This window comes from Rhizobium sp. FY34 (assembly GCF_005222845.1).
Taxonomy (GTDB): Bacteria; Pseudomonadota; Alphaproteobacteria; order Rhizobiales; family Rhizobiaceae; genus Neorhizobium.
Map to the genome: position 1 here is coordinate 272,309 of NZ_STFZ01000034.1, position 24,562 is coordinate 296,870.

Sequence of the window (24,562 nt, forward strand, 5' to 3'; positions counted from 1 at the left end):
CATCGTTTCGTTGACGTGAAGATAACAGCCGCGCGGGCTTTCGCCAATGGCCTTTGTCACGCACGAATGTGCGGGCAATGCCAAGCGCTTGAAACCACCGGTGACCGCTCTGCCCCGACCCGCCGGATGCCTGTTGGGTGCAGAGCCGAAAAAGTGGAAATTCGCCCCTTGATCGACCGGGAAAATCTGTTACAAGGCCCGCACCGACGCGGTTCGGTTCTCAGGTGACCGGCCTGGGTTTGGCTTTGCCAACGATCCGCACAGTCTGTGACGACATCTTCGTCGGATTGGGGAATAGTTCAACGGTAGAACGACGGACTCTGACTCCGTTAATCTTGGTTCGAATCCAGGTTCCCCAGCCAATTCTCCCAAAAAGCCCGCTACGCTCCTTGATTTTCCAGTCGTGCCCGGCAAAATTGGCGCGCAGAATTTCATTGGCCTACCCCCACCAACCGCCACTCCTCCCGCCCATAAAACACCACAACAAAAAAAGCGGCACCGAATTGGCGCCGCTTTGATTCGTGGGAAATGTAGGCTGGCGGGAAAGCCGCTCAGCGCATCTGCAGGATGATCGGGTCAGGGCTTGCCGGGTCGGTATGGGCGCGCAGGGCCTTCACCTCCTGCGCCGTGACCGGCGAAGCCTGGTTGCCCCAGGTGGAGCGCACATAGGTCAGAACCTCGGCGATCTGCTGGTCCGACAGTTTCGAGCCCAGCGAGGGCATGCGGTAGGCATCCGTTACCCCGTCGGCCACCACGCGTCCCGCGCCGTTCAGCGTAATATTGATCGCCGACTGGCTGGTGGGGGCAAGAACCGAGCTGACGCCGGCCAGCGGCGGTATCCATTCGCCGCGGCCGCGCCCGTCGCGACCATGGCAGGTGGCGCAGTGCGCCGCATAGATGGCCGCACCCGGAATGGCGGGCGCAGCGCTGCCAGAGACGGACACGGCGACCGGCTGGTATTGCCAGGGCTTGCCGTCCCGAGCCGCATCGCCGGGCAGTGATTTCAGGTAATGGGCAATGCTCTTCAGGTCCTCGTCCGTCATGAACTGGGTGGAATTGTTGAAGGCTTCCATCATCGAACCGAAGACGACGCCATGGCTGTTGCGGCCGGTCTTCAGATAGGCGGTGATCTCGTCTTCGCTCCACCTTCCAAGCCCGGTATTGTGGTCATTGCGCAGGCTTGGCGCATACCAGCCGTCCAGTAGCGCGCCGGAGAGGTAACGCGGATCGCTTTCATCCAGCGCCACTTCCTGGATGCCAAGACCGCGCGGCGTATGACAGCTGCCGCAATGGCCAGCCCCCTGCACCAGATAGGCACCGCGGTTCCACAGCGCATCTTCGCCAGATTTGGGCTGATAGGTGCCCGGATCGGTGAAGGCAGCAGTCCAGATGGCAAGCGGCCAGCGCATGTTGAGCGGCCAGGGAATATCGGCTGGCCGGTTGGCCTGAACCACCGGTTCCACATGGTTCATGAAGTAATCATAGAGCGCGCGGATATCGTCATCGCTCATCTTGGCATAGGAAGGATGCGGCATGGCCGGGTAAAGCCTATCGCCATCCGGCGAAACGCCGCGCCGCACGGCATTGTCGAAATCCGCCAGCGTGAAATTGCCGATCCCGGTTTCCTTATCCGGGGTGATATTGGTGGTGTAGATCGCGCCGATCGGCGTGCCCATGGCCAGACCGCCGGCAAAGGGCTTGCCGCGCTCTGTGGTATGACAGGCGACGCAATCGCCCAGCCGCGCCACATACTCGCCCTTTTCCACCGGTCCGGGCGCGGGTTTTGCCTCGCCATCAAAGGGCGAGGACGGAATATGGGTCGTCCACCAGGTGCCGGCGGCACCGGCAGCAAGGACGACGGCAACAAAAAGACCTAAACGTTTCACAGGAGATACACCCATCGATCGACGATGGCCCAGACGGCTGAAGCCGACATGGGCAGAGGATTGCGTGACGGCGCCCCGAATGGGGCGCCCGATGGATCAGATCGTGCCGGATAGATCCGTGCGCGACAAAGGCAGGCTGCGCACGCGCTTGCCGGTCAGCACAGCCAGCGCATTGACGACAGCCGGGGGAACGCCAGGAACGCCGGGTTCGCCAATGCCGCCAAGCGGCGCGCCGCTTTCGATGATGCGCACATGCACTTTCGGCATCCGGTCTGGCGGCAGGATGGGATAGCCGTCATAATTGCGCGCCCGTGGCACGCCATGCTCATAGACGACCTCTTCCATCAGCGCCGTCGACAGGCCGATGGCAACGGCCGAATTGACCTGCGCCTCGACGATGGCCGGATTGATGACGCTGCCCGGATCGATGGCCACCCAGATATCATGCACGACCAGATCGCTGCCATTCATCGACACTTCCGCGATCGTTGCCACTTCGCTGCCGAAGGGAGAGGCCATGGCGACGCCGCGCGCACGGCGCGTGCCATCCTCAGCCACGAAGGGCCCACGCTTCCAGCCGCCGGACAGATCGGCGACAGCTTCCAGCAAGGTGCGCAGACGTGCATTGTCTGCCAGCAGGCGGTGCCGCAACTCGTATGGGTCCTGCTTGCCGGCATCGGCCATTTCATCGAAGAAGGTCTCGTAGAAGAAATCATTCATCGAATGGCCGACGGAACGCCAGAAGCCGATAATCGCCGGATCATCGACATGGATCTGGCCAACGCGGCGATTGGCAATGGCATAATGCTTCTCGGCAATGCCCTCGACGGTCGTGCTATCCACCGTATCGGGCTTGCGGCCGAACCAGCGCCCGGCCGGGCCTTCGCCCATGCTGACCGCCGACAGGGCGACCGGCATGCCGCTCTCATCCAGCCCGCCGCGGAAATGCACAGCACTCATGGGGCGCAGCGCATCGCGCAGGAACTCTTCCTCACGGCTCCAGATCAGCTTGACCGGGCGCCCGACTGCCTTTGACAGAAGAATGGCCTGCGGGAACGGGTTTGCCGAGTCATAGAGGAAATGCCGGCCGAAGAAGCCGCCCAGAACCGGTGAATGAATGTTGACCTTGGCGGCATCGATGCCGGCAATCTTGGCCGCAGCCGCCTGGAACATTTCCGGCGCCTGGTTGGGAAGCCAGAGATCCAGCGTGCCATCGCTGTTGAACCTCGCCAGCGCCGAGGGCGGTTCCAGCTGGGCATGCGCCAGATGAGGCGCATCATAGGTGGCCTGAACCACGGTCTTTGCCCCGGCCATGGCCTTTGCCACATCGCCGACCGTCTCGGCGGCAATGCCGTCGCCACTCATGGCCTTCAGCTTTGCCATATGCTCTTCAGAGGAGAAATCGGCGGGCATCATGTTCTTGGTGCCGGCCGCCGGTACGGACCATTCCACCTGCAGACTTTCGGCCGCGCGGCGGGCGCGCCACCAACTGTCTGCGACAACAGCCACGGCGCCGGGAAGCGTGTGTACCGAATGCACACCCGGCATAGTGCGCACCTGTGCCTCATTGGCAATCGACAGCGGCTCGGCGCCCAGATGGCGGGCATGCTGGACGGCGGCATGCAGCATGCCATCCACTTTCAAATCGATGGCATATTGCGTCTTGCCGGTGGACTTGTCATGCATGTCGAGCCGCGCGACCGGCTTGCCGATCCAGCGGAAATCCGCCTTGGCGCGCAGGGGCGCATCGGCGGGAAGCGGCAGGCTTGCAGCCTCTGCGGCCAGTTCGCCATAGGTGAGAGAACGGCTGGAGGCCGCGTGGATGACGCGGCCCGGTTCCGTCGTCAGTTCGGCAAGCGGAACGTTGAGGCGCGCGGCGGCGGCCTGCATCACCATCATGCGACCGCTCGCGCCCAGCTTGCGCATCCGGTCATAGCTCATGCGCACCGACATGCTGCCGCCGGTGAAGCGCACATTGCCGATCAGCAGATAATCCGGTCCCGGAGGCGCGCATTCCACAACGAAGCGGGCGGGATCGACATCCAGTTCCTCGCCAACGATCTGCGCCATGGCGGTGAAAATGCCCTGCCCGCCCTCGATGAAGGCGCTGCGAAACAGAACAGAACTGTCCGGACGGATCTCGATATAGGCGTTGACATTGGTTCCGGCTGCCAGGGCAGGAGCGGTTGCCTGTGCGAAAGCCTTGCGGCCACCGGACACGGACACGCCGAGCACCAGCGTGCCAAGCGAGGCGCCGATGAAGCCGCGGCGCGACAGATTGAGAAGGCCCGATTTGGCGACCGACGGGCTGTCGATGGATGTCATGTCGTTCATCATCGTCTCCTTCACGCTTTTGCCGCCTGGCGCACGGCCGAGGCGATGGCGTTATAGGTGCCGCACCGACAGAGATTGATCATCGCGCCGGCGATTTCAGCTTCGCTGGGGGACGGCGACTGCTTCAGAAGCGCCGTGGCGGCCATGACCTGGCCGGACTGGCAGTAGCCACATTGCGGCACCTGATGATCCACCCAGGCCTCAACGACCTTGCGGCCTTCGGCATCATCGGCAATCGCCTCGATGGTAACGATATTCGACCCGACAACGCTTTCGACCGGCGTCACGCAGGAGCGGATCGTCTGGCCATCGATCAGCACGGTGCAGGCGCCACACTGGGCAAGGCCGCAACCATATTTCGTGCCGGTCATGCCCAGCGTATCGCGCAGTACCCACAGAAGCGGCGTATCCGGCTCGATCTCGACCTGATGTCTTGCACCGTTGACGGTAAGCTCCATTGCCTTCTCCTTAGATCTTGAAACCAACACCGAAAGGCGCCGATCGGTCCCGGTGCCTTGCAAAGTGCCCTGCTTGAATGCCTGGCCCTGCGCTCGCTATGGGCAGCAGTTCTGTCAATCTGCTGCAGAGCGCCGGTGGGAGGTATACATTAGCCGCGTCTAGTCAATGACTGGCATGAAAAATATTCATAGACAAAAAAGCGGCACCAACGATCTTTCGCCGCTCGCAGCAAAAATACGGCTTTCAGGCAGGCACCCTAGTCTGTCCGCATATTACCGGGGGATATCGGCTTCCAGATTGGCTGCCCTATCATGCCTTATCTGCATACATAGCGACAGACCGATCACAACCAATTGAACGGCGCTGTGATCGTTTCAGGCCGCTTCAATCGTTCGGCGGGCCTTAACCGTTGTGACGATGAAGGCAGCGACGAAGACGCCGCTCATCAGGAGAACAATGGTGGGGGCCGGCGCGCTATCGATGAAAAAGCTCAGATAAATACCGAAGAAACTGCAGCCGACGGCAATGGCCGTGGCCGTCAAGAGCATGATGTGGAAACGGCGTGCCAGCAGGAAGGCGATGGCGCCGGGCGCCACCAGAAAGGCGACCGACAGGATGATGCCGACCGCCGTCAGCGCTCCGACGACGGTGAGCGACAACACCGTCAGCAGCCCGTAATGCAGGAGGCGCACGGGAAGGCCGATCGCCTGCGCATGCTGGGCATCGAAGGCGTGTACCAGCAGATCCTTGCGCAAGACGCCGAGGAAAATCAGCGAGGCGAGCGCAATCAACCCGGTTTCCAGGAGATCCGAAGGCGCAATGCCCAGCATGTCGCCAAACAGAATATGGTCGAGATGCACATCGCTCTGCACGGCGACAAACATCACCAGGCCAAGGCCAAACATGCCGGAAAACACGATTCCGAGCACCGTATCCTCCTTGATACGGCTATTCTCTTTCAGAAAACCAGTCGCAAGCGCGCAGGCAAGCCCCGCGACAAAGGCGCCGAGCGACAGAGGCAGCGACAGCATATAGGCGAGGACGACGCCCGGCAGCACCGCATGCGAGACCGCATCCCCCATCAGCGACCAGCCTTTCAGCACCAGAAAGCATGACAGCATCGCCATGGGCACGGCAATCATCAGCGTGACGATGAAAGCATTCTGCATGAAGGGCAGTTGAAACGGCAGGGTGAGAAGCTGAAAGGTCTCGCTCATACGGCCTCCTCCTCCATGAGGGCATCGGCGCGGCGCCTGCGCGCGGCAATCAAGCCATGCTTGGGGGCAAAGACGAAGGCTAAAAGAAAGATCAGCGTTTGCAGCACGACGATGATGCCGCCGGTTGCGCCATTGAGGAAATAGCTGGCATAGGCGCCGAAAAAGCTGGTCCCGGCACCGATGCCGGCGGCCATCAGGATCAGCCGTTCGAAACGGTCGGTCAGCAGATAGGCGGTCGCACCGGGCGTCACCACCATGGCAACCACCAGGAAGGCGCCGACGGTCTGTAGCGCCGCAACCGTCGAGGCCGCCAGAAGCGTGAAGAACAACACCTTGAGGAAATCGGGTTTCAGGCCAATGGTGCGCGCATGGTTCTCATCGAAGAAGGTCACCATCAGGTCCTTCCACTTCAGCGCCAGCACGACCAGGCTGATGCCGCCGATCAGCACCAGTTGCAGCGTGTCTTCCGGCGTGATCGCCAGGATATTGCCGAGCACGATGGTCTGGATGTTCACCGATGTGGGTGATAGCGACACCATGAACAGGCCAAGCCCGAAGAAGGAGGTGAAGATCAGCCCGATAATGGCATCTTCCTTCAGCTTGGTGCGCTGGTTGAGAAACAGCATGGCGCCGGCAGCAAGCCCACCCGAGAGGAAGGCGCCAAGTGCAAAGGGCAGGCCCAGCATATAGGCGCCGGCAACGCCCGGCACGATGGCATGCGACAGCGCATCGCCGATCAATGACCAGCCCTTCAGCATTAGATAGGCCGACAGAAAACCGCAGACGCCCCCCACCAGCGCGCTGACCCAGATGGCATTCAGCATATAGCCATAGGTAAAGGGCTCAAGAAGCGTCTGGAGCATCGGTCTCCTCCTTCAGCTTCACCTGGCCTTTGGTCTTGTTGCCATTGCCATAGGTCACGTAAGGCCGCTCGTCATCGGTGATCACCCGCACATGGCGAGCGTCGTCATCATCATGCAGGTCGGCACCGCCGAGAATGAAATGACGCAGCACGCCGCCAAAGGCCTTTTCCAGATTGGCCTCGTTGAACGTGTCCTCCGTCTTGCCATAGGCGATGACAGTGCCCTTGACGAAGACGGTGCGATCACAGAAATCCGGCACGCTGCCGAGATTGTGGGTGGAGACCAGCATCACCCTTCCCTCATCACGCAGATCCTTCAGCAGCGAGACGATCTGCTCCTCGGTGGTCACATCGACGCCGGTAAAGGGTTCATCAAGCAGGATCACCTGACCTTCCTGCGCCAAAGCGCGGGCCAGAAACACCCGCTTGCGCTGACCGCCGGACAGTTCGCCGATCTGGCGCTTGCGGAAGGCCTCCATATTGACCCGCTGAAGGGCTTCGGTGACCAGCTGGTGATCGCGGCGGGAGGGAATGCGCAGAAAATTCATATGGCCGTAGCGGCCCATCATCACCACGTCCTCAACGAGAACGGGGAAGTTCCAATCGACTTCCTCGGCCTGCGGCACATAGGCGACCAGGTTCTTCTTCAGCGCCCGGCGGGCATCCATTCCGAGGATTTCAACCGTGCCGGCCGAGAGCGGCACAAAACCCATAATGGCCTTGAAGAGGGTGGATTTGCCGGCGCCATTGACGCCGACAAGTGCTGTGATCGTGCCTTTGGGAATGGTGAAACTCGCATGTTTCAATGCGGTATGGCCATTGCGGTAGGAGACGGTGATATCGTCGACCTTGAGCCCCGCCGGCTGCTGTTTCACCCGTCCCATCATCATTGCGACAATCCTTTCGCAATCGTGTTGGTCGTGGTTTTCAACAGATCCAGGTAGGTTGGAACGGGGCCATCTGGATCGCTGAGACTGTCGACATAGAGAATGCCGCCATATTTCGCCCCGGTCTCGCGGGCCACCTGCTTGGCGGGATCGGGCGAGACCGTGCTTTCCGAGAAGATCACGTCGATACTGTTGCTGCGCATGGCATCGATCACCGCCCTCACCTGCTGTGGCGTTCCCTGACTGTCGGAATTCACCGGCCAGAGATAAAGCTCCTTCATGCCGAAATCGCGTGCCAGATAGGAGAAGGCGCCTTCGCTCGTCACCAGCCAGCGGCGGTTTTCCGGCAGGGCTGCCAGCGTATCGCGGATGGGCTGAACGGCAGCGCGGATGCGGTCGGAATAGGCCTTGGCATTGGCGGCATAGAGATCGGCATGGGCCGGATCGATCTTGGTCAGCGCCTTGCGGATGTTTTCCACATAGATCAGCCCGTTTTCAGGCGACATCCAGGCATGCGGATTGGGCTTGCCCTGATAGGCACCGCCGGCAATCGCCATGGGCACGACACCTTCAGAAACCGTCACGCTTGGTACATTACCCAGGTTGACGAGGAATTTTTCAAACCACTGTTCGAGGTTCAGGCCGTTGCGCAGCACCAGATCAGCATTGCGGGCGCGCAGGATATCGCGCGGTGTCGGCTGGTAATTGTGGATCTCCGCACCGGGCTTGGTGATGCTTTCCACATCCGCGGCATCGCCGGCGACGTTCTTCGCCATGTCGGCGATAATGGTGAAGGTGGTGACCACCTTCGGCTTTTCCGCCGCCAGAACCGGCAGCGCCACGAGACTGGAAACGCAGGCGAGGCCCGCCAAGAACATGCGCTTTAGCACGGATTTGATCCTCTATTGCAACTCATTCGCAATCTAATCTAGTGCGTCGAACGCCGTTGTCAACGCTAATGCAAATCATTCGCAATTTGTTGAAACGCAATTTCGGCGTGCATATGCTTCGAAATGACACGTTTATTCACAGTAGAAAGGAGATGGAAGTTAAAGCTTCTTCAAGAGTAATCAGCGAGGATGATCCTTGTCTTAAGATTCGTCATTTGTGTTGAGTGGAGTTACGCATGCCGGAGTTCCGGGCGTGAAAGGCGTTAAATTACGACTATCACGGACTCTCGTCATGGTGATCGGTGGGCTCGTGCTTGTCGGCGGCAGTGGCGCCGCAGCCCTGTACATTGGCGCAGACTCCCTGCTCGGCCCCTCCTATGAAGAGGTGAACGGCCTTGAGTGCACGACCCTGCAAGTGGTCAAAATCAAACGCAACGATCGCTACTGGGTGCGCAAATATGTCTTTACCGAAAGCGGCGATGGCCTGTCGCGCCTGAAGACGGCACTGCGTGTTGCCAAAGCCGTGCAAGTGGCCGAAAAGGCCGATCTCGTGCAGGTCAGCGTACTCGACAAGACCGGCCCGACACAGCGCGCCGCCATGCGGGGCCGCGCCATCGGCGCGCAGGTCGTCTATATCCCGGATACCAGCCGCGCGCCCGATCCGAGCGATCCGGTTTATTCCGCCTATTATCTGGAAGGCGCGCCCTCGGCGAAGGGCGAGTATTTTGGCCTGCGTATCGATCCGCCGCTTGAGGACATGACGGCGCTTGCCACAGGGCTCAACGACACGGCCGACTGTATCTCGCCGGTCGTCGAAGGCGAGGCGAAAGCTGGCGGCCATGGCGATACCAAGGGTAAGGATGCACATGGCAAGGACGCTGGCGGCCACGGCAAGCCGGACGCCAGCGCCGACAAGGGCCATGGCGCAGCGCCCGATGCGCATGGCAAGGAGAAGCCCGAGGCCGGCGTTGAAGGCGATGGCCATGGCGCCGAGGGTGCAAAGAACGAGAACCACGACGGCGGCGACAAGCCGGCCGAAGGCGGACTTCTCAGCTCGCTCACCAGCATGGTGTTTGGCGCGCCGGAACCCGCCGAGGCCCATGGCGATGCCAGTCAGGCGGCTGCCCATACGGCGGATGCGACCGATCATACCCAGCCAAGCGACGAACACACGTCCGTCGCCGAGAAGCCGGGTATTGTCGATCGCATCAAGGGCATGATCTTTGGCAGTGACGCTGACAAGGTGGTTATGGACCATGCGCCCGCCGATGCATCGGGCGATGGCAAGGCACCGGCCAATGCCCACAATGCCGCCACCCCGGCACAGGACGGCATTGATCCGATGAAGGTGGCGAGCCCGGCGGACGGAAAGGCCTCCGAGCCGGCAGCGCCTCCCGCCAAGGTTTCTCACTGACCATCCGACCCAGGGAAGTCGCGGGCAGGTTCTCGGTTTTCGCCTGAGATGGTCAGTTTGACGCCTGAAGGCTCCGCAGCTTTGATGCTGTGCGGAGCCTCAGACAGACGCTGATCCTACCACAGATCAACGTGGCGGTTGACATCCTTGTAGAGCAGATAGCGGAAGCGGCCGGGGCCGCCGGCATAACAGGCCTGCGGGCAAAAGGCGCGCAGCCACATGAAATCGCCGGCCTCGACCTCGACCCAATCCGTGTTGAGGCGATAGACCGCCTTGCCTTCCAGCACATAGAGCCCGTGTTCCATCACATGGGTTTCCATGAAGGGAATGGTGCCGCCCGGTTCCAGGCTGACGATGTTGAGATGCATGTCATAGCGCACATCCGCGGGATCGATGAAGCGGGTCGTGCCCCAGCTGCCCTTTGTATCCGGCATATGGGCAATCTGATGCTCATCCTCATGGGAGAAGATCGCCGGCGGATGCTCGAGCCCGTCCACGGCCTGAAAAATCTTGCGCACCCAGTGGAATTTCACCGGGCTGCTGCCAGTGTTCTTCAATGTCCAGGATGCGCCGGCCGGCAGATAGGCAAAGGAGCCGGTGCGCAGGCTATGCGCCTTGCCATCCAGTGTGATCGTCATGTCGCCTTCGACAACGAAGATCGCGCCTTGCGCCTTCGGGTTCATCTCGGGCCGCTCGCTGCCGCCGCCGGGCGCCACTTCCATGATGTATTGCGCAAAGGTTTCGGAAAAACCGGTCATCGGCCGGGCAATGATCCAGGCCCGCGTCTCGTTCCAATGCGGCAGAAGGCTGGTGACGATATCGGTCATGACCGTGCGCGGAATGACGGCATAGGCCGTGGTAAACACCGCCTTGCTCGACAGAAGCTCCGTCTGGCCCGGCAGGCCGCCCATATTGGCGTAATATCGTCCCTTATCCATTCTCACGTCTCCAAGCATAAGTCGCGTGCCGAATAAGCCGGCAAATCGCGCCGGCAGTCATATACCAAGTGTTGCCGGTCAGAAAGGTGCTCAGAGGCGCCCGAGGATCCAGCCTTCCCAGAGGCGCACGTCAGGCCTGTCCGGGGCGCCTTCCGGCCTTTTGCCGGTGAGAACATCGAGCATGGCAAACAGGCCGACAGCGCTATCGAAACGGTCTTCGCCCACTTTATCTGCGCCAAAACCATCGGCGATGACGGGCAGCAGTGCGTCTGCCTCCACATGAGGACGCGACGCGATCCAACCTTGCAGAAAAGGTGCGACGCTTCGGCGGCCGTCCTGCCGGCGCTTGCTCCAGACCGGGCGGCGGGGAATGCCGATCTGGCCATAGGCATCGCCAGGATAGGTTTCCGCCATCACCACGGCATGGCGGGCCAGAAGATCCATCAGAGCGCCATCGAAAGGCCAGAGGCCGATGCGCGCCCGGTTGGGCATGATGACCTCGCGCCAGCCGGTGATCGCCGCTTTGCCCACCTGGTTACCGCCAAGCGTCCAGAACAACATGGCCGGCGTCTGGCGCCCCTCGCCCGGCTGCTCGCAGAGCCGCAACAGATCCGCGCCTTGCATATCCAGCGCCTCGAACAGGTGGCGGCGCAGCGTGCCACCGGGCCGGGCCGGATAAAACGGCCGGGTCAGCGAAATCTCCTCGCGCTCCGTGGCAACCTTGAACCAGTCCGACCAGCGGCCCGTGCCGAGTTCATCCATCAGCGCGCGAAACGAGGGAAAACCGGTGCGCTCGCCATAGATCCGCGGAAGGCCGATCGGGAAATCGAAGCCGAGCAACAGCGGGCCTTGCGTGCGGGCTCTTGCCTGCAGGCGCTCAACAAGGCTTGCCGTATCGCCAACCGGTTCCGGCACCGAGACATGAAAGCGCGCGCCGATCCGCGTTGAGACCGTCATGAAGCGCTTTTGCCCATCCAGGCTCCAATCGCAATGCGCCACCACAGATGCCTGCATTTTTATCGTCTCCGCCGGTCTTTCCTTTGAACCGCATTACGCGACATGGGTCACTCGGGATCGTCCATGAGCAGGCTCTTAGACCAAAGTCGTTCTGATCCGCATTTTCTCATTGTGCTAACAATTCTTTATCGCTCTCTGCCATCGGGATCGATGACAGGTCTGCGAAGGCCGTGTCCGGCATTTGCCGGCGACGCATGAGGGGGCGGCTCGCGCAAGCGGGGCGTTGCACTTCCAAACGGTTAGAGGGCCGGCTTGGGAGGCGCAGACGACCACAGAGGTGGCGCCTGCGGACAATGTGACCAGCGACATTGGCCGGCCGGGAGGCCGGAAAACAAGGAGGAGGCATACATGGCAGCAGTAGAAATGAGTGCCAGGGACCGATCGCGTCCCATGACAGGCGAAGAGAAGAAGGTCATCATGGCCTCTTCCGCCGGCACCATCTTTGAATGGTACGATTTTTATCTTTACGGCTCGCTCGCCGCAATTATCGGCGCGCAGTATTTCACGTCATTTCCCGAAGCAACGCGCAATGTTTTCGCGCTTCTGGCCTTTGCCGCAGGCTTCATCGTGCGCCCCTTCGGCGCGCTGGTATTCGGCGCACTGGGTGACGTGGTCGGGCGCAAATACACCTTCCTGATGACCATTCTCATCATGGGCTTCTCGACCTTCCTGGTTGGCCTCCTGCCGGGATATAACAGCTGGGGAGCGGCAGCACCGATCATCCTCATCATCCTGCGCATGCTGCAAGGCCTGGCGCTTGGCGGCGAATATGGTGGTGCTGCCGTCTATGTGGCCGAACATGCGCCCGCCAACCAGCGCGGCTATTTCACCGCCTTCATCCAGACCACGGCGACACTGGGGCTTCTGCTCTCGCTGATCGTCATTCTGGGCGTGCAAAGCTATGTGAACGCCAATTGGGCGCCGACCGCCGTTCTCGATGCAGCCGGCGCTGCCGTCATGAATCCCGATGGCACGGCACGCATGATCAAGGCCTTCGATCTCTGGGGCTGGCGCATTCCGTTCCTCGGCTCCATCGTTCTTCTGCTGATCTCGCTCTACATCCGCCTGCAGATGAACGAATCCCCTGCCTTCAAGAAGATGAAGGAAGAGGGTGCAGCCTCCAAGGCGCCGCTGCGCGAAGCCTTCGGAACCTGGAAGAACGGCAAATTCGCTCTCATCGCGCTGTTCGGCCTCGTCGCCGGTCAGGCCGTCGTCTGGTACTCGGGCCAGTTCTACGCCCTGTTCTTCCTGCAGAACGTCATCAAGGTCGACAGCTTCACCGCCAATGTCATGGTGGCCTGGTCGCTGATCCTCGGTACTGGCGGCTTCCTGTTCTTTGGCGCCCTGTCTGACCGTATCGGCCGCAAGCCGATCATTCTGGCCGGCTGCCTGATTGCAGCTCTCACCTACAAATTCGTCTTCCCGCTGCTGACGGAAACAGCGAATCCGGCGCTCTATGCTGCGCACCAGACATCTGTCATCGTCACAGCTGCACCGGGCGATTGCTCGTTTCAGTTCAACCCGACAGGCACGGCAAAGTTCACCTCGTCTTGCGATATCGCCAAGGCAACGCTGGCTCGATCCTCCGTCAACTATGAGACGGTGGAAGATGCAGCGGCCACCACGGCTCAGATCAAGATCGGTCAAACGGTCATTACGTCCTATGACACGACCAAGCTGGCCGGCGATGCCGCCAAGACGGCTCCGGCCGCCTTCAACAAGTCGGTCAACGATGCGCTGACGGCAGCAGGCTATCCGCTGGTGGCCGACAAGAACACGACGGTCATCCGTGCCGCCCACTTCTTCGACCTCTTCACGGGACAGAAGATCGCGGTCGTGCTGATCCTCACCTACCTCATCGTCCTGGTAACGATGGTCTATGCCCCGATTGCTGCCATGCTGGTGGAACTCTTCCCCACCCGCATCCGCTATTCCGGCCTGTCACTGCCCTATCACATCGGCAATGGCTGGTTCGGCGGCCTGATGCCCGCGACGGCATTTGCCATCTCGGCCCAGACCGGCAACGTCTATGGCGGTCTCTGGTACCCGATCATCATTGCTGGCGCGACAGTCGTCATCGGTGCGCTGCTGGTGCCGGGCAATACCCACAAGAAGGATATCTTCGCCGACGACGTGAAGTAAACTATCCGGATTTGAACTCCAAAATGCAGCAGGCCGGCGTCACCGCCGGCCTGTTTCTGTTTGGGATACCTGTCGTTTCAGTTGCGCTTCTTGTCCCAGACGGTCCAACCGAGCAGAAAGACGGCCAGAATGATGGCATTGGCGACAATGCCGATGACGACGGCTGTGATCCGGCCCTCGCTATCGAGTGCGGCACCTGCCGCCGTGGTGAGCGGCAAGAGGATGGCGATGAACACGACGCCCATGGCAAGCGGTGCGCGCATGCCCATCGTGTGTCGCGTCCTCAAAGCCGTGACCAGAAGAAAGAAGATCAGCCCGATCCGAAACGGATCGAGAAGCTGCGTAGCCAGTGTATCGATCATGTGAAAACTATCCTCCTAACCCACTGACACGGTTTCACAATGCACGGTCGCGGGCAAGCGCGTGCGCACAAAAAAGCCGGCGGAGACCTGTGATCTCCGCCGGCTGATCGACCTCAGATATGGTCGCCGGTTCAGGCGAGCGTATAGGCCGTCTTCACCACGGTGAAGAATTCGGCGGCATATTTGCCCTGTTCGCGCGATCCGAAGGACGAGGCCTTGCGGCCGCCGAACGGCACGTGGAAATCAACGCCCGCTGTCGGCAGGTTGACCATCACCATGCCGGCTTCGGAATTGCGCTTGAAATGCGTGGCATATTTCAGGCTGGTGGTGGCAATGCCGGCAGACAGACCAAACGGCGTATCATTGGCAACCGTCAACGCTTCTTCATAGTCGCGAACGCGGATGACCGCGGCAACCGGCCCGAAGATTTCCTCGCGCGCAATGCGCATCTGGTTGGTGGCTTCGGTAAACAGCGTCGGCTGCAGATAGAAGCCGGGGGTTTCGCGCTCCAGAACCGCGCCGCCAAAGGCAAGCTTTGCACCTTCCTGGCGACCGATTTCAATATAGTCGCAATCCTGCTTCAGCTGCGACTTGTCGACAACCGGGCCGATATGCGTGCCATCCTTCAGCGCATGATCTACCTTCAGCGAGGCAAGACGTTCGGTGAGAGCTGCGACGAAACGGTCATGAATGCCTTCCGTGACGATGAGGCGCGACGAAGCTGTGCAGCGCTGGCCGGTGGAGAAGAAGCCCGAATTGGCAGCGGCCTCGACGGCCACGGCCAGATCGGCATCATCCAGCACAACCATCGGGTTCTTGCCGCCCATTTCCAGCTGGAACTTGCGGTTATGCTCGATGGAGGCGGCAGCGACACGCTTGCCGGTACCGGTGGAGCCGGTAAAGGTAATAGCATTCACCTTGGGGCTATCCAGCATGGCCTGGCCAACGACGGAGCCACGGCCCATAACCAGATTCAGCACGCCCTTCGGCAGGCCGGCGCGGTGCAGGATATCGACAATCGCCCAGGAGCAGCCGGGCACGAGATCGGCCGGCTTGAAGACGACCGTATTGCCGTAGCAGAGCGCTGGCGCAATCTTCCAGGCGGGAATGGCAATCGGGAAATTCCAGGGTGTGATGACACCGATAACGCCGACCGGCTCGCGGGTGATTTCCACACCGATGTTGGGACGTGCCGACGGCACCACTTCACCGGTCAGGCGCAAGGCCTCGCCGGCGAAGAAATCGAAGATCTGCGCGGCACGAATGGTTTCGCCGATGCCTTCGGCGAGCGTCTTGCCTTCTTCACGCGACAGAAGACGGCCAAGCTCTTCCTTACGGGCGAGAATCTCGTCTGCGGTCTTCTTCAGGATCGCGTGCCGTTCCAGGATGCCCGAGCGCGACCAGGCCGGGAAAGCCGCCTGGGCGGCATCGATGGCCGCGCGCGCATCCTCGGCGCTCGCCTGGGCATAGAGGCCGACGACCTCGTTGGTGTCGGACGGGTTGATATTTTCCGATGCCTGGGCGCCAACCCATTCGCCGGCGATCAGGTTCTGGTGGATGGTCATGAAGCCTCCCTTTGGACGGTCGCGCCGCCCGATAACAATGAGAGTCCGGCAGATGGCAATCTGCCGGACAATGAAGACAGGTCCGGTCCTATTCGACCACGCGCGCCGGCGATGGCTGTCGATGCGGAAAACCGCCCTCACCTTTCCGATCGCCTGGCGCGCAGATGCGTATAAAGACGCAGGTGAGACCGAAGGTCAACACGGGTCATCATATCTATGAACCAAGATATATGACATGTTCAATACAGGTTTTCGCAGCTTTCACGCGCATGAGTGGCATAGGCCCACCGCAAAGGACGTCGCGGGATCGGCACCTTAGCATTCATACAGCTATTACGGCGGCGCGTAACCCTGCGGGCCAGCTGCGGCAAAAGACCTTTAATTGAGAGCTGGAACAAGGATATAGCCGTAAAACGAATATGTCTGTGTGCGCGGTTGTAGAATTTTATTTTATGCCGGTCATTGCGATTTTCGCCAATTCGACTATGTTGTGGCCTATCGAACTTGGTTGTGACTTTGTCCGAGAGCTAAGGCGCTCTGTCAGATTTCCTTTCAAACATCGATCCAACTGGCAAGTCGCGCCAGGGCAACTCAACGATTTGATAAAGGAGATCGTTATGAACACAGGCACCGTAAAGTGGTTCAACAGCACCAAGGGCTTCGGCTTCATTCAGCCTGATAACGGCGGTTCGGACGTATTCGTCCACATTTCTGCAGTCGAGCGCGCTGGCCTCCGCGGCCTGTCCGACGGCCAGAAGATCCGTTACGACATCGTGCAGGACAAGCGTTCGGGCAAGAGCTCGGCAGACAACCTGCAGGCAGCTTGATTTGTCATTCGCCTCTGCCGACAACGGTTATACCGGCGGCAAGATGGCTGAGTGACCGGAAGAGGTCGGGTTAACGCCCGGCCTTTTTGTTTTCATCTGAGCGTCCCAGGAGATGCGTCATGCAGAGACCAACCTATTCCGTTGGAGACAAGGTTGTCCTGAAGACGGCAGCTGATGGCGGCACGGATTGCCGGATTTCGGCCGTTCTTCCCTCCGCCTACGGACATGCCCAGTATCGCGTTCGGTTCGAGAACGAAACGTTCGAACGCCGGATCGTGCAAGCGGATATCGACCCGGAACGGTCTAACCGCTCGGCACCGGAACAGACGGCCGCCTTGCCCAAGAAGGGCTCGTCATGGCTCAACCCATCGACGATGAAGATCGGCAAGTAACCAACAGAGATGCACACAAAGGCCTTTCGGTCGTGCAAAAGGAGATGTTTTGCAGGTTCTGGTAAGAGATAACAACGTCGATCAGGCACTCCGGGTGCTCAAGAAAAAGATGCAGCGCGAAGGCGTGTTCCGCGAAATGAAGGCCCGTAGCGCCTACGAAAAGCCCTCGGAACGCCGCGCCCGCGAAAAGTCCGAAGCCATTCGCCGCCAGCGCAAGCTTGCGCGCAAGAAGCTGCAGCGCGAAGGTCTTCTGCCGGCTCCCAAGAAGGTCGTCCGGGGCCAGCGTTAAGGGCAAGTTCGCTCTCAAGGCTCCCGGAACAGATCTTGGAAAGGAACGTGCATGACTACCGCGAATGATACAAACGCCAAGTCGGTACGACCCTCTGCCCGTGACAAGGCGGAAGCAACGGATCAGGTGGCCCGTTCGATCATCGATTCCGAAGCCGTGGCCCGCAACAAGAAGACCGAGAAGCTGAAGGCGATGCGGCTACAGAAGGAAGCTTCTGACGAGCCGGCGCCTGAGCCGAAGACGAAAAAAAAGCGGCAGGGCTGAGCCCGCCGTTTTTTCACTGTGGATAGAGTTCGGTAAACGGCGCCTCGGCGCCTTTTCTTTTGCCCGGATGCCAGCGGCTTTCAAGGGCATCCAGCCAAAGCCGTCAGACAGGACAGAAGGTCTTGCGGATCACCAGTTCCGGGATGATGCGGCCCGTGACGCGCGGCGCATCGGGCGTCGCGATGCGTTTTTCCAGCAGATCGACGGCCATTTGCGCCACAAGCACCGGATCCTGCCGGAATGTCGTCAGTTGATAGTTCAGCCAGGACGCTTCCGGCACATCATCGAAACCGATCAGGGCGATATCGCCGGGAATGCTGCGTCCGGCCTGCTGGCGCAGAACATCGATAAGGCCGAAGGCAATCAGGTCATTGGCGCAGAACACGGCATCCACCGGCCCGCCCTCTGCCAACAGCTGCTGGCCGGCCTTCACGCCGCTCTGGTAATCGGAATCGGTGCCGCGCACCACCGCAACAGACAGGCCACGCTCTTTCGCCCTGCCGACGAATGCCGTTTCCCGCTCCAGGATACTGGGAGTTGCCGAATGCGAACCGGCAAAGGCAAGGTTCACATGGCCGGCATCGATGAAGGCATCTGCCGCCCGCTGCGAGGCTTCGCGATTGCCTGCATGCACATGGTCGGCATCCGGTTCGGAGCGGCCGATCACCACCACCGGTTGGCCATTGCGCTTGGCAAGCTCGAAGAAGCTGGCCGGCGGGGAGCCGGACAGAATGATGGTGGCCTCGGCCCGGTGACCGATCAGCATTTTCTGCGCGGCCAGCAGTTCTTCCTGCGTTTCGCCGGTATTGATGAGAATCGGCACGCTGCCGCGGCGGATCAGCGCCTTGGCAAGCGCTGCCGTCAGATGCGCACGAAAGCCGAGTTCCGGTTTCGTTGCCACAATGCCGACCAGCCGGCTCTGGTTGTTGAGCACGCCGCGCGCCAGGTCATTGACGTGGTAACCCAGTTCCTCTGCCGCCCGCAGCACCTTTTCGCGGGTTGCAGGCGAGACGCTGGCACCGGGCGTGAAGGTGCGCGAGACGGCCGAGCGCGAGACACCGGCGCGCTGCGCCACCTGTTCGGCGCTGACGAAACGCATGCGGTTCTGGGGGATCTTTGCGTCATTCATTGCACTCACCGTCCTACGCGAGACAGAACGTCAGCTTTCAGGAAGCGCTCGACGATCAGCATGAAGATTAGTGACGGCACAAGCAAGAGTAGCGCCGTGATGGAAGCGACCTGGTAATTTCCGCCGGAACCTGCCGTGTAGAGAAGCAGCGGCAGCATGTTCACATCCGGGGCGCCGACGAAATAGCTGCCGGTGAACTCATCGAGCGATTCCAGGAAAACGAAGATGGCGCTGGCAAGCAGGCCGGGGGCTGCCAGCGGCAGCGTGATATCGCGAAAGGCACGGAAAGCACCGGCGCCGATGGAGCGCGCCGCCTGTTCCAGCTCCACATCGATGGCAGAAAAGGCAGCGGTGGCAATCCACACCGCATAGACGAGGCCATGCGAGACATGCACGAGCACGACACCGGCAATCGTGCCGTTGAGGCCGATTTCGTAGAAGATACGCGCTACGTTCACGTAAACCGTGAGGTTCGGGAAAGCCTGCGGAATGAGGAAGGCAAGCAGGATGAGGCTGCGCAGCGGCAGTTTCAGGCGGGCCAGCGCATAGCCTGCCGGTACGGCCAGCGCCAGCGACACGGCCACGGTCAAAACGGCAACGACCAGCGAATTGCCCAGCGATTCAAGAGCTCCCCCCCTTGGTTCGAACACACGTTTCCATGCGGAAAATCCGTATTCAAGCGGCAGCGCATGGGGAAAGTACCATTTCTCCGTCACCGTCCACAAAAGCATGTTGAACAGCGGCCCGAAGATGAAGAAGGCCATGAGCCCGAAGATGATGCCGCGCGGAACCCACCAGAGAACCGAGAGAGAGGGACGAAAGGCACCCATCACGCGCGCTCCTTCATGCTGATTTTGAGGTAGATCCAGGCAACCGAGGAGGCCAGCAGCAGCGAGATGAGGCCCAGCGCATTGGCCACGCCATAATCGCCATAGGCGTTGACCCGAAATGCGATATCGGCGGTCAGCATGGTGGGTGACTGAGCATTGATCATCAGCGGCACGGACAGCACCGACATCATGGTGACGAAGGAGAGGATGAGGCCGACGGAGAGCGTGGTGATCACCTGCGGCACGATGATCTCGAACAGGATGCGCAGCCGGGAGGCGCCCAGATTGACGGCAGCCTCGATACCTTCGCGGTTGACCGAAGCCATGGCACCGGCCACCAGCAGTGCCACGAAAGGCGTCTGCTTCCAGACAAATGCAATGACGATGCCGCGCCAGTCGAGAAAGCTCATGGCATCAAGCGGCGTCATCAGCCCAAGACTGACGGCGGTATTGTTCATCATGCCGTTCTTGGCGAGAAATGTGCGCAGGATCTGTCCGACGACGATGAAGGGAATGAACATCGGCCAGCGGTAAAGAAAGCGCAGAATGCTGACGGCAACCGGATGGGCGCCGAGCGTCAGATAGCCGCCGATGGCGATGGCGCCGGCACCGATCAGCGCTGTCGACAGGCTGACAATACCGAGCGTGAAGACGATGTCCTTGGCATAGAGATCAATCGATTTTGTAAAATTGCCCAGGCCCCAGCCACCATCCAGCTGGAAGGCGCCGATGGCCGACATGACAAGCGGCAGAATGAACAGAAGCGCGATCACGCCAAGGGCGGGCAGAACGAGCAATAGGCCGAGGAGACGTCTGGGCATCGAAGGCACCAATAAGAGCGAAGGCGTGAAATTGTTTGTGCAGCTTAAGACAGTGGCTGACCTGCCGATGAATGCCCCCTCTGGCCTGCCGGCCATCTCCCCCACAAGGGGGGAGACAACACCACCGAAGCCAATAGCCCGCCGATCATGACCCGCCGGACTATCTGCCCCGGCGAAATTCAGAGGGCTATGGCTCTGCATTTCTCCCCCCTTGTGGGGGAGAGGGCGGCAGCCAGAGGGGGAAAACCTTCAGCGCAAATCCGTTACTTCACAGACTTCTCATAGGCTTCCAGGATCGCGGTGTTGTAAGGCGCGATCGGGAAAGGCTTGCCCTTGGTGGCAAGATCTTCCGGCGAGATATCGACGAAGAGCTTGTTCCAGGTGGTGGCGTCGAGTTCAGCCTTCACATGGCTTGCATCAATGCCCGGATACCAGTTGAAGCGCTTGACGATGCCTTCGGCCTGCACTTTGGGGCTGGTGGCAAGTGCTACGAACTTTTCGGCCAGATCCTTGTGGGCGGCGTTCTGCGGGATGACGTAGTGCATCGGCTGGCCTGGCATGCCGGGTGCCGGCAGAACCAGCTTCATGTCCGGCGGCAGACGGCCATCGGCCTTCCAGCTGTAGAACATGTCCACCCAGACCGGGCCCATGGCGATTTCGCCGCGCGACAGAAGATCGAGCGTGCCGGCATTGCCGGGCGTCAGCGTGGCATTGGTGGTGAAAGCGGCCAGGCTCTTGAAGGCTGCGTCCCACTTCTTCGTCTCTTCTTCCTTGAAGGGACCGTTCATTAGCACCTTGGCATCACCTTCGCCGAAGGCATAGATCCAGCCCATGACGAAGCTGACGCCGGAGGCGCCGCCCTTGATGCCGTTATAGCCGAACTGCTTGGGATGGGCCTTTGCCCATTCGGCGATTTCGGCATAGGTCTTCGGCGGGTTGGCAACCAGCGCCGGATTGTAGGCAACAGCCGTCTGGCTGTTGAACATCGGCATGACATAGCCTTCGACATTGGTGCCGAGCGCCATCTTGGCATTGTCACGGGTGACCAACTTGCCGGTGTCGATATCACCGCGATACTTGTCGAGGTAGTTCTTCGTCACCATCGGGCCGACGAACTTTTCGTGGACGACGGCCACATCCGTATCCCACTTTTCAGCCTTGGCACCGGCCTGGGCATCGAAGCGCTCGACGATTTTCTGCGAGCCGGCATCGCCAGCGCCCGTGCCGACGGCACGCACGGTATTGCCCGGATAGGTCTTTTCAAACAGCGGTGCGAGATACTGGTTGATATAATCGACCATGTTCTGGTCGCCGGCGGTAACAACCGTCAGCTCTTCGGCATGCAAAGGCAGCGCCGCAAAGACGGTTGCGAATGCGGCATAGGACAATTTCTTCATGGGTCTTCTCCGGTTGGGTCGGGAAAGGAAAGAGATTTAAAGTCAGGCGAAGGCTTTCCGGCTTTCCGGGCCGGAAATGGAGGACCCGGCAGCGTTTGCCGGGCGATTGAACAGGAACAGCGCCTCGTGCGGCACAAAGACATTGACCGTCTCGCCGGCTGCATGGGCACGCGGCGCATCGGCCAGCACGTCGCGATCACCAAGGCGCACCACATGGCGCCAGGCGCCGCCGGGATAGGTGACGGACAGCACTTCGCCAACCAGTGACAGGCCGGGGCCGGCCTCCGGCATGGCGTGCAAGGGATAAAGGCGTGCCGCTTCCGGACGGAACCGGGCCTCGACGGCACCGGATACGAGCGAGCGTCCGAAAAGCGGCACGCGGCCCGCCGCCTGGGCCTGGCCGGGAGTGATGACGACATCTGAGCCATCGACAGCCACCTGCAGATGAAGGAGGTTTTCCGCCCCCATGAAGGCTGCGACAAAGCTTGTAGCCGGGCGATTGAACACCTCTTCCGGCCTGCCCTGCTGAGCAATGCGGCCGGCATCGAGAATGACGATGCGATCGGCCATGACCATGGCCTCTTCGCGATCATGGGTTACATGCACGGCGGTGATGCCGAGCCGCTGCTGCAGCGCGCGCAGTTCATGGCGCACCGTCAGGCGAATGCGGGCATCGAGATTGGAGAGGGGTTCATCGAGCAGCAAGATCTGCGGATCGATGACGAGCGCGCGGCCCAGTGCCACGCGCTGGCGCTGGCCACCGGACAGGGCGCCGGGTTTGCGATCTCCCAGACCGTCGAGACCGAGCATGGATTGCATGGCCGAAACGCGAGAGCCGATTTCGGCGGAGCCCATGCCCTTCAGCTTCAGCCCGTAGCCGATATTCTGGGCAACTGTCATATGCGGCCAGAGCGCATAGGATTGGAAGACCAGCGCCATGCCGCGCTTGTCCGGCGGCAGGGTCGTCACATCCTTCTGGCGCACGCGCACATGCCCGGAGGTTGGCGCCACGAAACCGGCCAGCACGCGCAGCAAGGTCGTCTTGCCGCAGCCGGAGGAACCGAGCAGCGCGACAAATTCACCGCTGCCGATCGACAGGTCGATATCCTTCATAACCTGTGTCGCGCCATAGCCGGTCGCCACACGATCAAGTTCCAGAAAGCCTGCGCCACTCATTTTCATTACTCCCGTGCACAGCTGTGCATCTTGTTCGGGAGTCTCTTAGGGGCTCATTCTAACAGGCGCATGACAGCACGCTGCCGGATGCGATTTTCCGCCACATCCAACGTCGCGGCGATGCATTGCGTGGCATCAGCAGTTTTCGTTTGCACCGCCGCAGACCGGGATGCATGTTCTGCCCACATTCATCACGACAGGATTTGAAGGCAGACATGACAGCGGATGCGATTGTTCTCGGCGCCGGCATTATCGGGGTTTCCACGGCCGTACAGCTGGCACTGCGCGGTAAATCGGTGGTGCTGATAGATCGACGCGGACCGGGAGAAGAGACATCGTTCGGCAATGCCGGTCTTATCCAGCGCGAGGGCGTCGTGCCCTATGGCTTTCCCCAGCAACTCGGCACGATCCTGCGCTATGCGCTCAACAACCGCATAGACGCGCATTACCATCTGGGCGCCCTGCCATCAGTCGCGAAGTTTCTCAGCCGCTACTGGTGGAACTCCAATGTCAGTCGCCACAAGGTGATTGCCCGCGCCTATGCGCCGCTGATCGAGCACTCGATTTCCGAACATGCCGGGATGATTTCGGCCGCCGGCGCCGAACACCTGATCCGCAAGGATGGCTGGACGGAAGCCTTTCGCACCAAGGGCAAGCGCGACAGCGAGATCCGCGAGGCAGAGCGGCTGAAGAGCGAATACGGACTTTCCTTCAAGGCTCTCGATGCAAAGGAGCTTGCCGCGAAGGAACCGCATCTGAGCGGTGATTTCGTCGGCGGTCTCAGCTGGATCGATCCCTGGTCGGTCGTTGACCCGCACGCCCTGACACTTGCCTATGTCAAGCTTCTGGAACAGCATGGCGGCCGCTTCGTGAAGGGCGATGCCACCACACTTGCAAAGACCTCCACGGGCTGGAGCGTCAAGACAGAGGATGGTCTTGTCGAGGCCAAGGATGTGGTCGTGGCGCTCGGTCCCTGGTCCGACACGGTGACGAAGCCGCTCGGCTACAATTTCCTGCTCGGCGTCAAGCGCGGCTATCACATGCATTATGGCATGAGCGACAACAAGGTGCTGAACGGCTGGACCATGGATGCCGAGCGCGGCTATTTCCTCGCCCCGATGCGTCAGGGCATTCGTCTGACGACCGGCGCCGAATTTGCCTTACGCGACGCGCCAAAGACGCCCGTGCAGCTGGACCGGGCCGAAGCGGTGGCGCGCACGATCTTTCCGCTGGGCAAGCGGCTGGACCAGGAGCCCTGGATGGGTGCCCGCCCCTGCACGCCGGACATGATGCCGATCATCGGCAAGGCACCGCGCCATGCGGGCCTGTGGTTTGCCTTTGGCCATTCGCATCATGGGCTAACGCTAGGCCCGGTCACTGGCCGCGTGATCGCCGAGGCGATATGCGGCGAGACACCCTTCATCGACATCACCGCCTATCGTCCCGACCGTTTCCCGATCTGAG

The 24,562-nt window shown here is 60.7% G+C and carries 23 protein-coding genes and 1 tRNA gene; 8 read left to right on the forward strand and 16 right to left on the reverse strand.

The genetic code is table 11. The annotated features are described in order from the left end of the window. Nucleotides 1–288: 288 nt before the first annotated feature. Nucleotides 289–362 (forward strand) — tRNA-Gln (locus E8M77_RS20345). A gap of 189 nt (nucleotides 363–551) precedes the next feature. On the opposite strand, the gene E8M77_RS20350 is transcribed toward E8M77_RS20345, so the two are convergent. From E8M77_RS20350 to E8M77_RS20380, 7 genes are all read right to left on the reverse strand, one after another. Next, nucleotides 552–1,886 (reverse strand): cytochrome c, encoded by a 1,335-nt coding sequence (locus E8M77_RS20350; RefSeq protein WP_205910505.1) that lies wholly within the window; start codon nucleotides 1,884–1,886, stop codon nucleotides 552–554. Between the two features lie 96 nt (nucleotides 1,887–1,982). Then, complete coding sequence (locus tag E8M77_RS20355) at nucleotides 1,983–4,220, reverse strand: xanthine dehydrogenase family protein molybdopterin-binding subunit (RefSeq protein ID WP_137132442.1); 2,238 nt, start codon at nucleotides 4,218–4,220, stop codon at nucleotides 1,983–1,985. Between the two features lie 11 nt (nucleotides 4,221–4,231). Next, nucleotides 4,232–4,678 carry a (2Fe-2S)-binding protein gene (locus tag E8M77_RS20360; protein WP_137132443.1) on the reverse strand — a complete coding sequence of 149 codons (447 nt, stop codon included), beginning with the start codon at nucleotides 4,676–4,678 and terminating at the stop codon, nucleotides 4,232–4,234. A 375-nt stretch (nucleotides 4,679–5,053) separates the two neighbouring features. Beyond that, entirely contained in the window at nucleotides 5,054–5,896 is an 843-nt protein-coding gene (locus E8M77_RS20365; protein ID WP_137132444.1) for a metal ABC transporter permease, read from the reverse strand. Further along, a complete protein-coding gene (locus E8M77_RS20370) occupies nucleotides 5,893–6,759 on the reverse strand; it encodes a metal ABC transporter permease (protein WP_137132445.1) in 867 nt (288 codons plus the stop codon). The genes E8M77_RS20365 and E8M77_RS20370 overlap by 4 nt, the downstream gene beginning before the upstream one ends. Further along, nucleotides 6,740–7,645 (reverse strand): manganese/iron ABC transporter ATP-binding protein, encoded by a 906-nt coding sequence (locus E8M77_RS20375; protein WP_281408212.1) that lies wholly within the window; start codon nucleotides 7,643–7,645, stop codon nucleotides 6,740–6,742. The genes E8M77_RS20370 and E8M77_RS20375 overlap by 20 nt, the downstream gene beginning before the upstream one ends. After that, nucleotides 7,645–8,523, reverse strand: coding sequence for a metal ABC transporter substrate-binding protein (locus tag E8M77_RS20380; RefSeq protein ID WP_137132593.1), 879 nt, complete (start codon nucleotides 8,521–8,523; stop codon nucleotides 7,645–7,647). The genes E8M77_RS20375 and E8M77_RS20380 overlap by 1 nt, the downstream gene beginning before the upstream one ends. A gap of 304 nt (nucleotides 8,524–8,827) precedes the next feature. On the opposite strand from E8M77_RS20380, the gene E8M77_RS20385 reads away from it, so the two are divergent. Further along, nucleotides 8,828–9,949, forward strand: a complete 1,122-nt coding sequence (locus E8M77_RS20385) for a hypothetical protein (RefSeq protein ID WP_137132446.1) — start codon at nucleotides 8,828–8,830, stop codon at nucleotides 9,947–9,949. 116 nt (nucleotides 9,950–10,065) lie between these two features. Here E8M77_RS20385 and E8M77_RS20390 read toward each other — a convergent pair whose 3' ends face one another. Further along, nucleotides 10,066–10,887 (reverse strand): bifunctional allantoicase/(S)-ureidoglycine aminohydrolase, encoded by an 822-nt coding sequence (locus tag E8M77_RS20390; protein ID WP_137132447.1) that lies wholly within the window; start codon nucleotides 10,885–10,887, stop codon nucleotides 10,066–10,068. Nucleotides 10,888–10,977: 90 nt separating this feature from the next. Next, on the reverse strand, nucleotides 10,978–11,901 hold the full coding sequence (locus tag E8M77_RS20395) for a DUF429 domain-containing protein (RefSeq protein WP_137132448.1): 924 nt from the start codon (nucleotides 11,899–11,901) through the stop codon (nucleotides 10,978–10,980). A 351-nt stretch (nucleotides 11,902–12,252) separates the two neighbouring features. Between E8M77_RS20395 and E8M77_RS20400 the strand changes: the two genes are divergently transcribed. After that, nucleotides 12,253–14,046, forward strand: a complete 1,794-nt coding sequence (locus E8M77_RS20400; RefSeq protein ID WP_246659338.1) for an MFS transporter — start codon at nucleotides 12,253–12,255, stop codon at nucleotides 14,044–14,046. A 77-nt stretch (nucleotides 14,047–14,123) separates the two neighbouring features. Here E8M77_RS20400 and E8M77_RS20405 read toward each other — a convergent pair whose 3' ends face one another. Beyond that, nucleotides 14,124–14,408: a hypothetical protein gene (locus E8M77_RS20405; protein WP_137132449.1), complete on the reverse strand. Its 285-nt coding sequence runs from the start codon at nucleotides 14,406–14,408 to the stop codon at nucleotides 14,124–14,126. Nucleotides 14,409–14,539: 131 nt separating this feature from the next. After that, entirely contained in the window at nucleotides 14,540–15,973 is a 1,434-nt protein-coding gene (locus tag E8M77_RS20410; protein WP_137132450.1) for an aldehyde dehydrogenase family protein, read from the reverse strand. Between the two features lie 617 nt (nucleotides 15,974–16,590). Between E8M77_RS20410 and E8M77_RS20415 the strand changes: the two genes are divergently transcribed. The 4 genes from E8M77_RS20415 (at nucleotide 16,591) to E8M77_RS20430 (ending at nucleotide 17,745) form a co-directional block, all read left to right on the forward strand. Continuing rightward, complete coding sequence (locus E8M77_RS20415) at nucleotides 16,591–16,800, forward strand: cold-shock protein (RefSeq protein WP_137132451.1); 210 nt, start codon at nucleotides 16,591–16,593, stop codon at nucleotides 16,798–16,800. Between the two features lie 119 nt (nucleotides 16,801–16,919). Beyond that, nucleotides 16,920–17,192 (forward strand): cold-shock protein, encoded by a 273-nt coding sequence (locus E8M77_RS20420; RefSeq protein WP_137132452.1) that lies wholly within the window; start codon nucleotides 16,920–16,922, stop codon nucleotides 17,190–17,192. 49 nt (nucleotides 17,193–17,241) lie between these two features. Further along, entirely contained in the window at nucleotides 17,242–17,481 is a 240-nt protein-coding gene (rpsU, locus tag E8M77_RS20425; protein ID WP_137132453.1) for a 30S ribosomal protein S21, read from the forward strand. Nucleotides 17,482–17,532: 51 nt separating this feature from the next. Next, entirely contained in the window at nucleotides 17,533–17,745 is a 213-nt protein-coding gene (locus E8M77_RS20430; RefSeq protein ID WP_137132454.1) for a hypothetical protein, read from the forward strand. 103 nt (nucleotides 17,746–17,848) lie between these two features. Here the strand turns inward: E8M77_RS20430 and E8M77_RS20435 are convergent, their stop codons facing one another. From E8M77_RS20435 to E8M77_RS20455, 5 genes are all read right to left on the reverse strand, one after another. After that, nucleotides 17,849–18,874 carry a LacI family DNA-binding transcriptional regulator gene (locus tag E8M77_RS20435; protein ID WP_137132455.1) on the reverse strand — a complete coding sequence of 342 codons (1,026 nt, stop codon included), beginning with the start codon at nucleotides 18,872–18,874 and terminating at the stop codon, nucleotides 17,849–17,851. Between the two features lie 5 nt (nucleotides 18,875–18,879). Beyond that, entirely contained in the window at nucleotides 18,880–19,704 is an 825-nt protein-coding gene (locus E8M77_RS20440) for an ABC transporter permease subunit (RefSeq protein ID WP_137132456.1), read from the reverse strand. Next, nucleotides 19,704–20,525 carry an ABC transporter permease subunit gene (locus E8M77_RS20445; RefSeq protein WP_137132457.1) on the reverse strand — a complete coding sequence of 274 codons (822 nt, stop codon included), beginning with the start codon at nucleotides 20,523–20,525 and terminating at the stop codon, nucleotides 19,704–19,706. Before E8M77_RS20445 ends, E8M77_RS20440 begins: the two co-directional genes overlap by 1 nt. A 263-nt stretch (nucleotides 20,526–20,788) precedes the next feature. After that, nucleotides 20,789–21,922, reverse strand: a complete 1,134-nt coding sequence (locus E8M77_RS20450) for an extracellular solute-binding protein (RefSeq protein ID WP_137132458.1) — start codon at nucleotides 21,920–21,922, stop codon at nucleotides 20,789–20,791. Between the two features lie 42 nt (nucleotides 21,923–21,964). Continuing rightward, nucleotides 21,965–23,098, reverse strand: coding sequence for an ABC transporter ATP-binding protein (locus tag E8M77_RS20455; protein WP_137132459.1), 1,134 nt, complete (start codon nucleotides 23,096–23,098; stop codon nucleotides 21,965–21,967). 215 nt (nucleotides 23,099–23,313) lie between these two features. Between E8M77_RS20455 and E8M77_RS20460 the strand changes: the two genes are divergently transcribed. Then, entirely contained in the window at nucleotides 23,314–24,561 is a 1,248-nt protein-coding gene (locus tag E8M77_RS20460) for an FAD-binding oxidoreductase (protein ID WP_137132460.1), read from the forward strand. The last annotated feature ends 1 nt before the right edge of the window (nucleotide 24,562 follow it).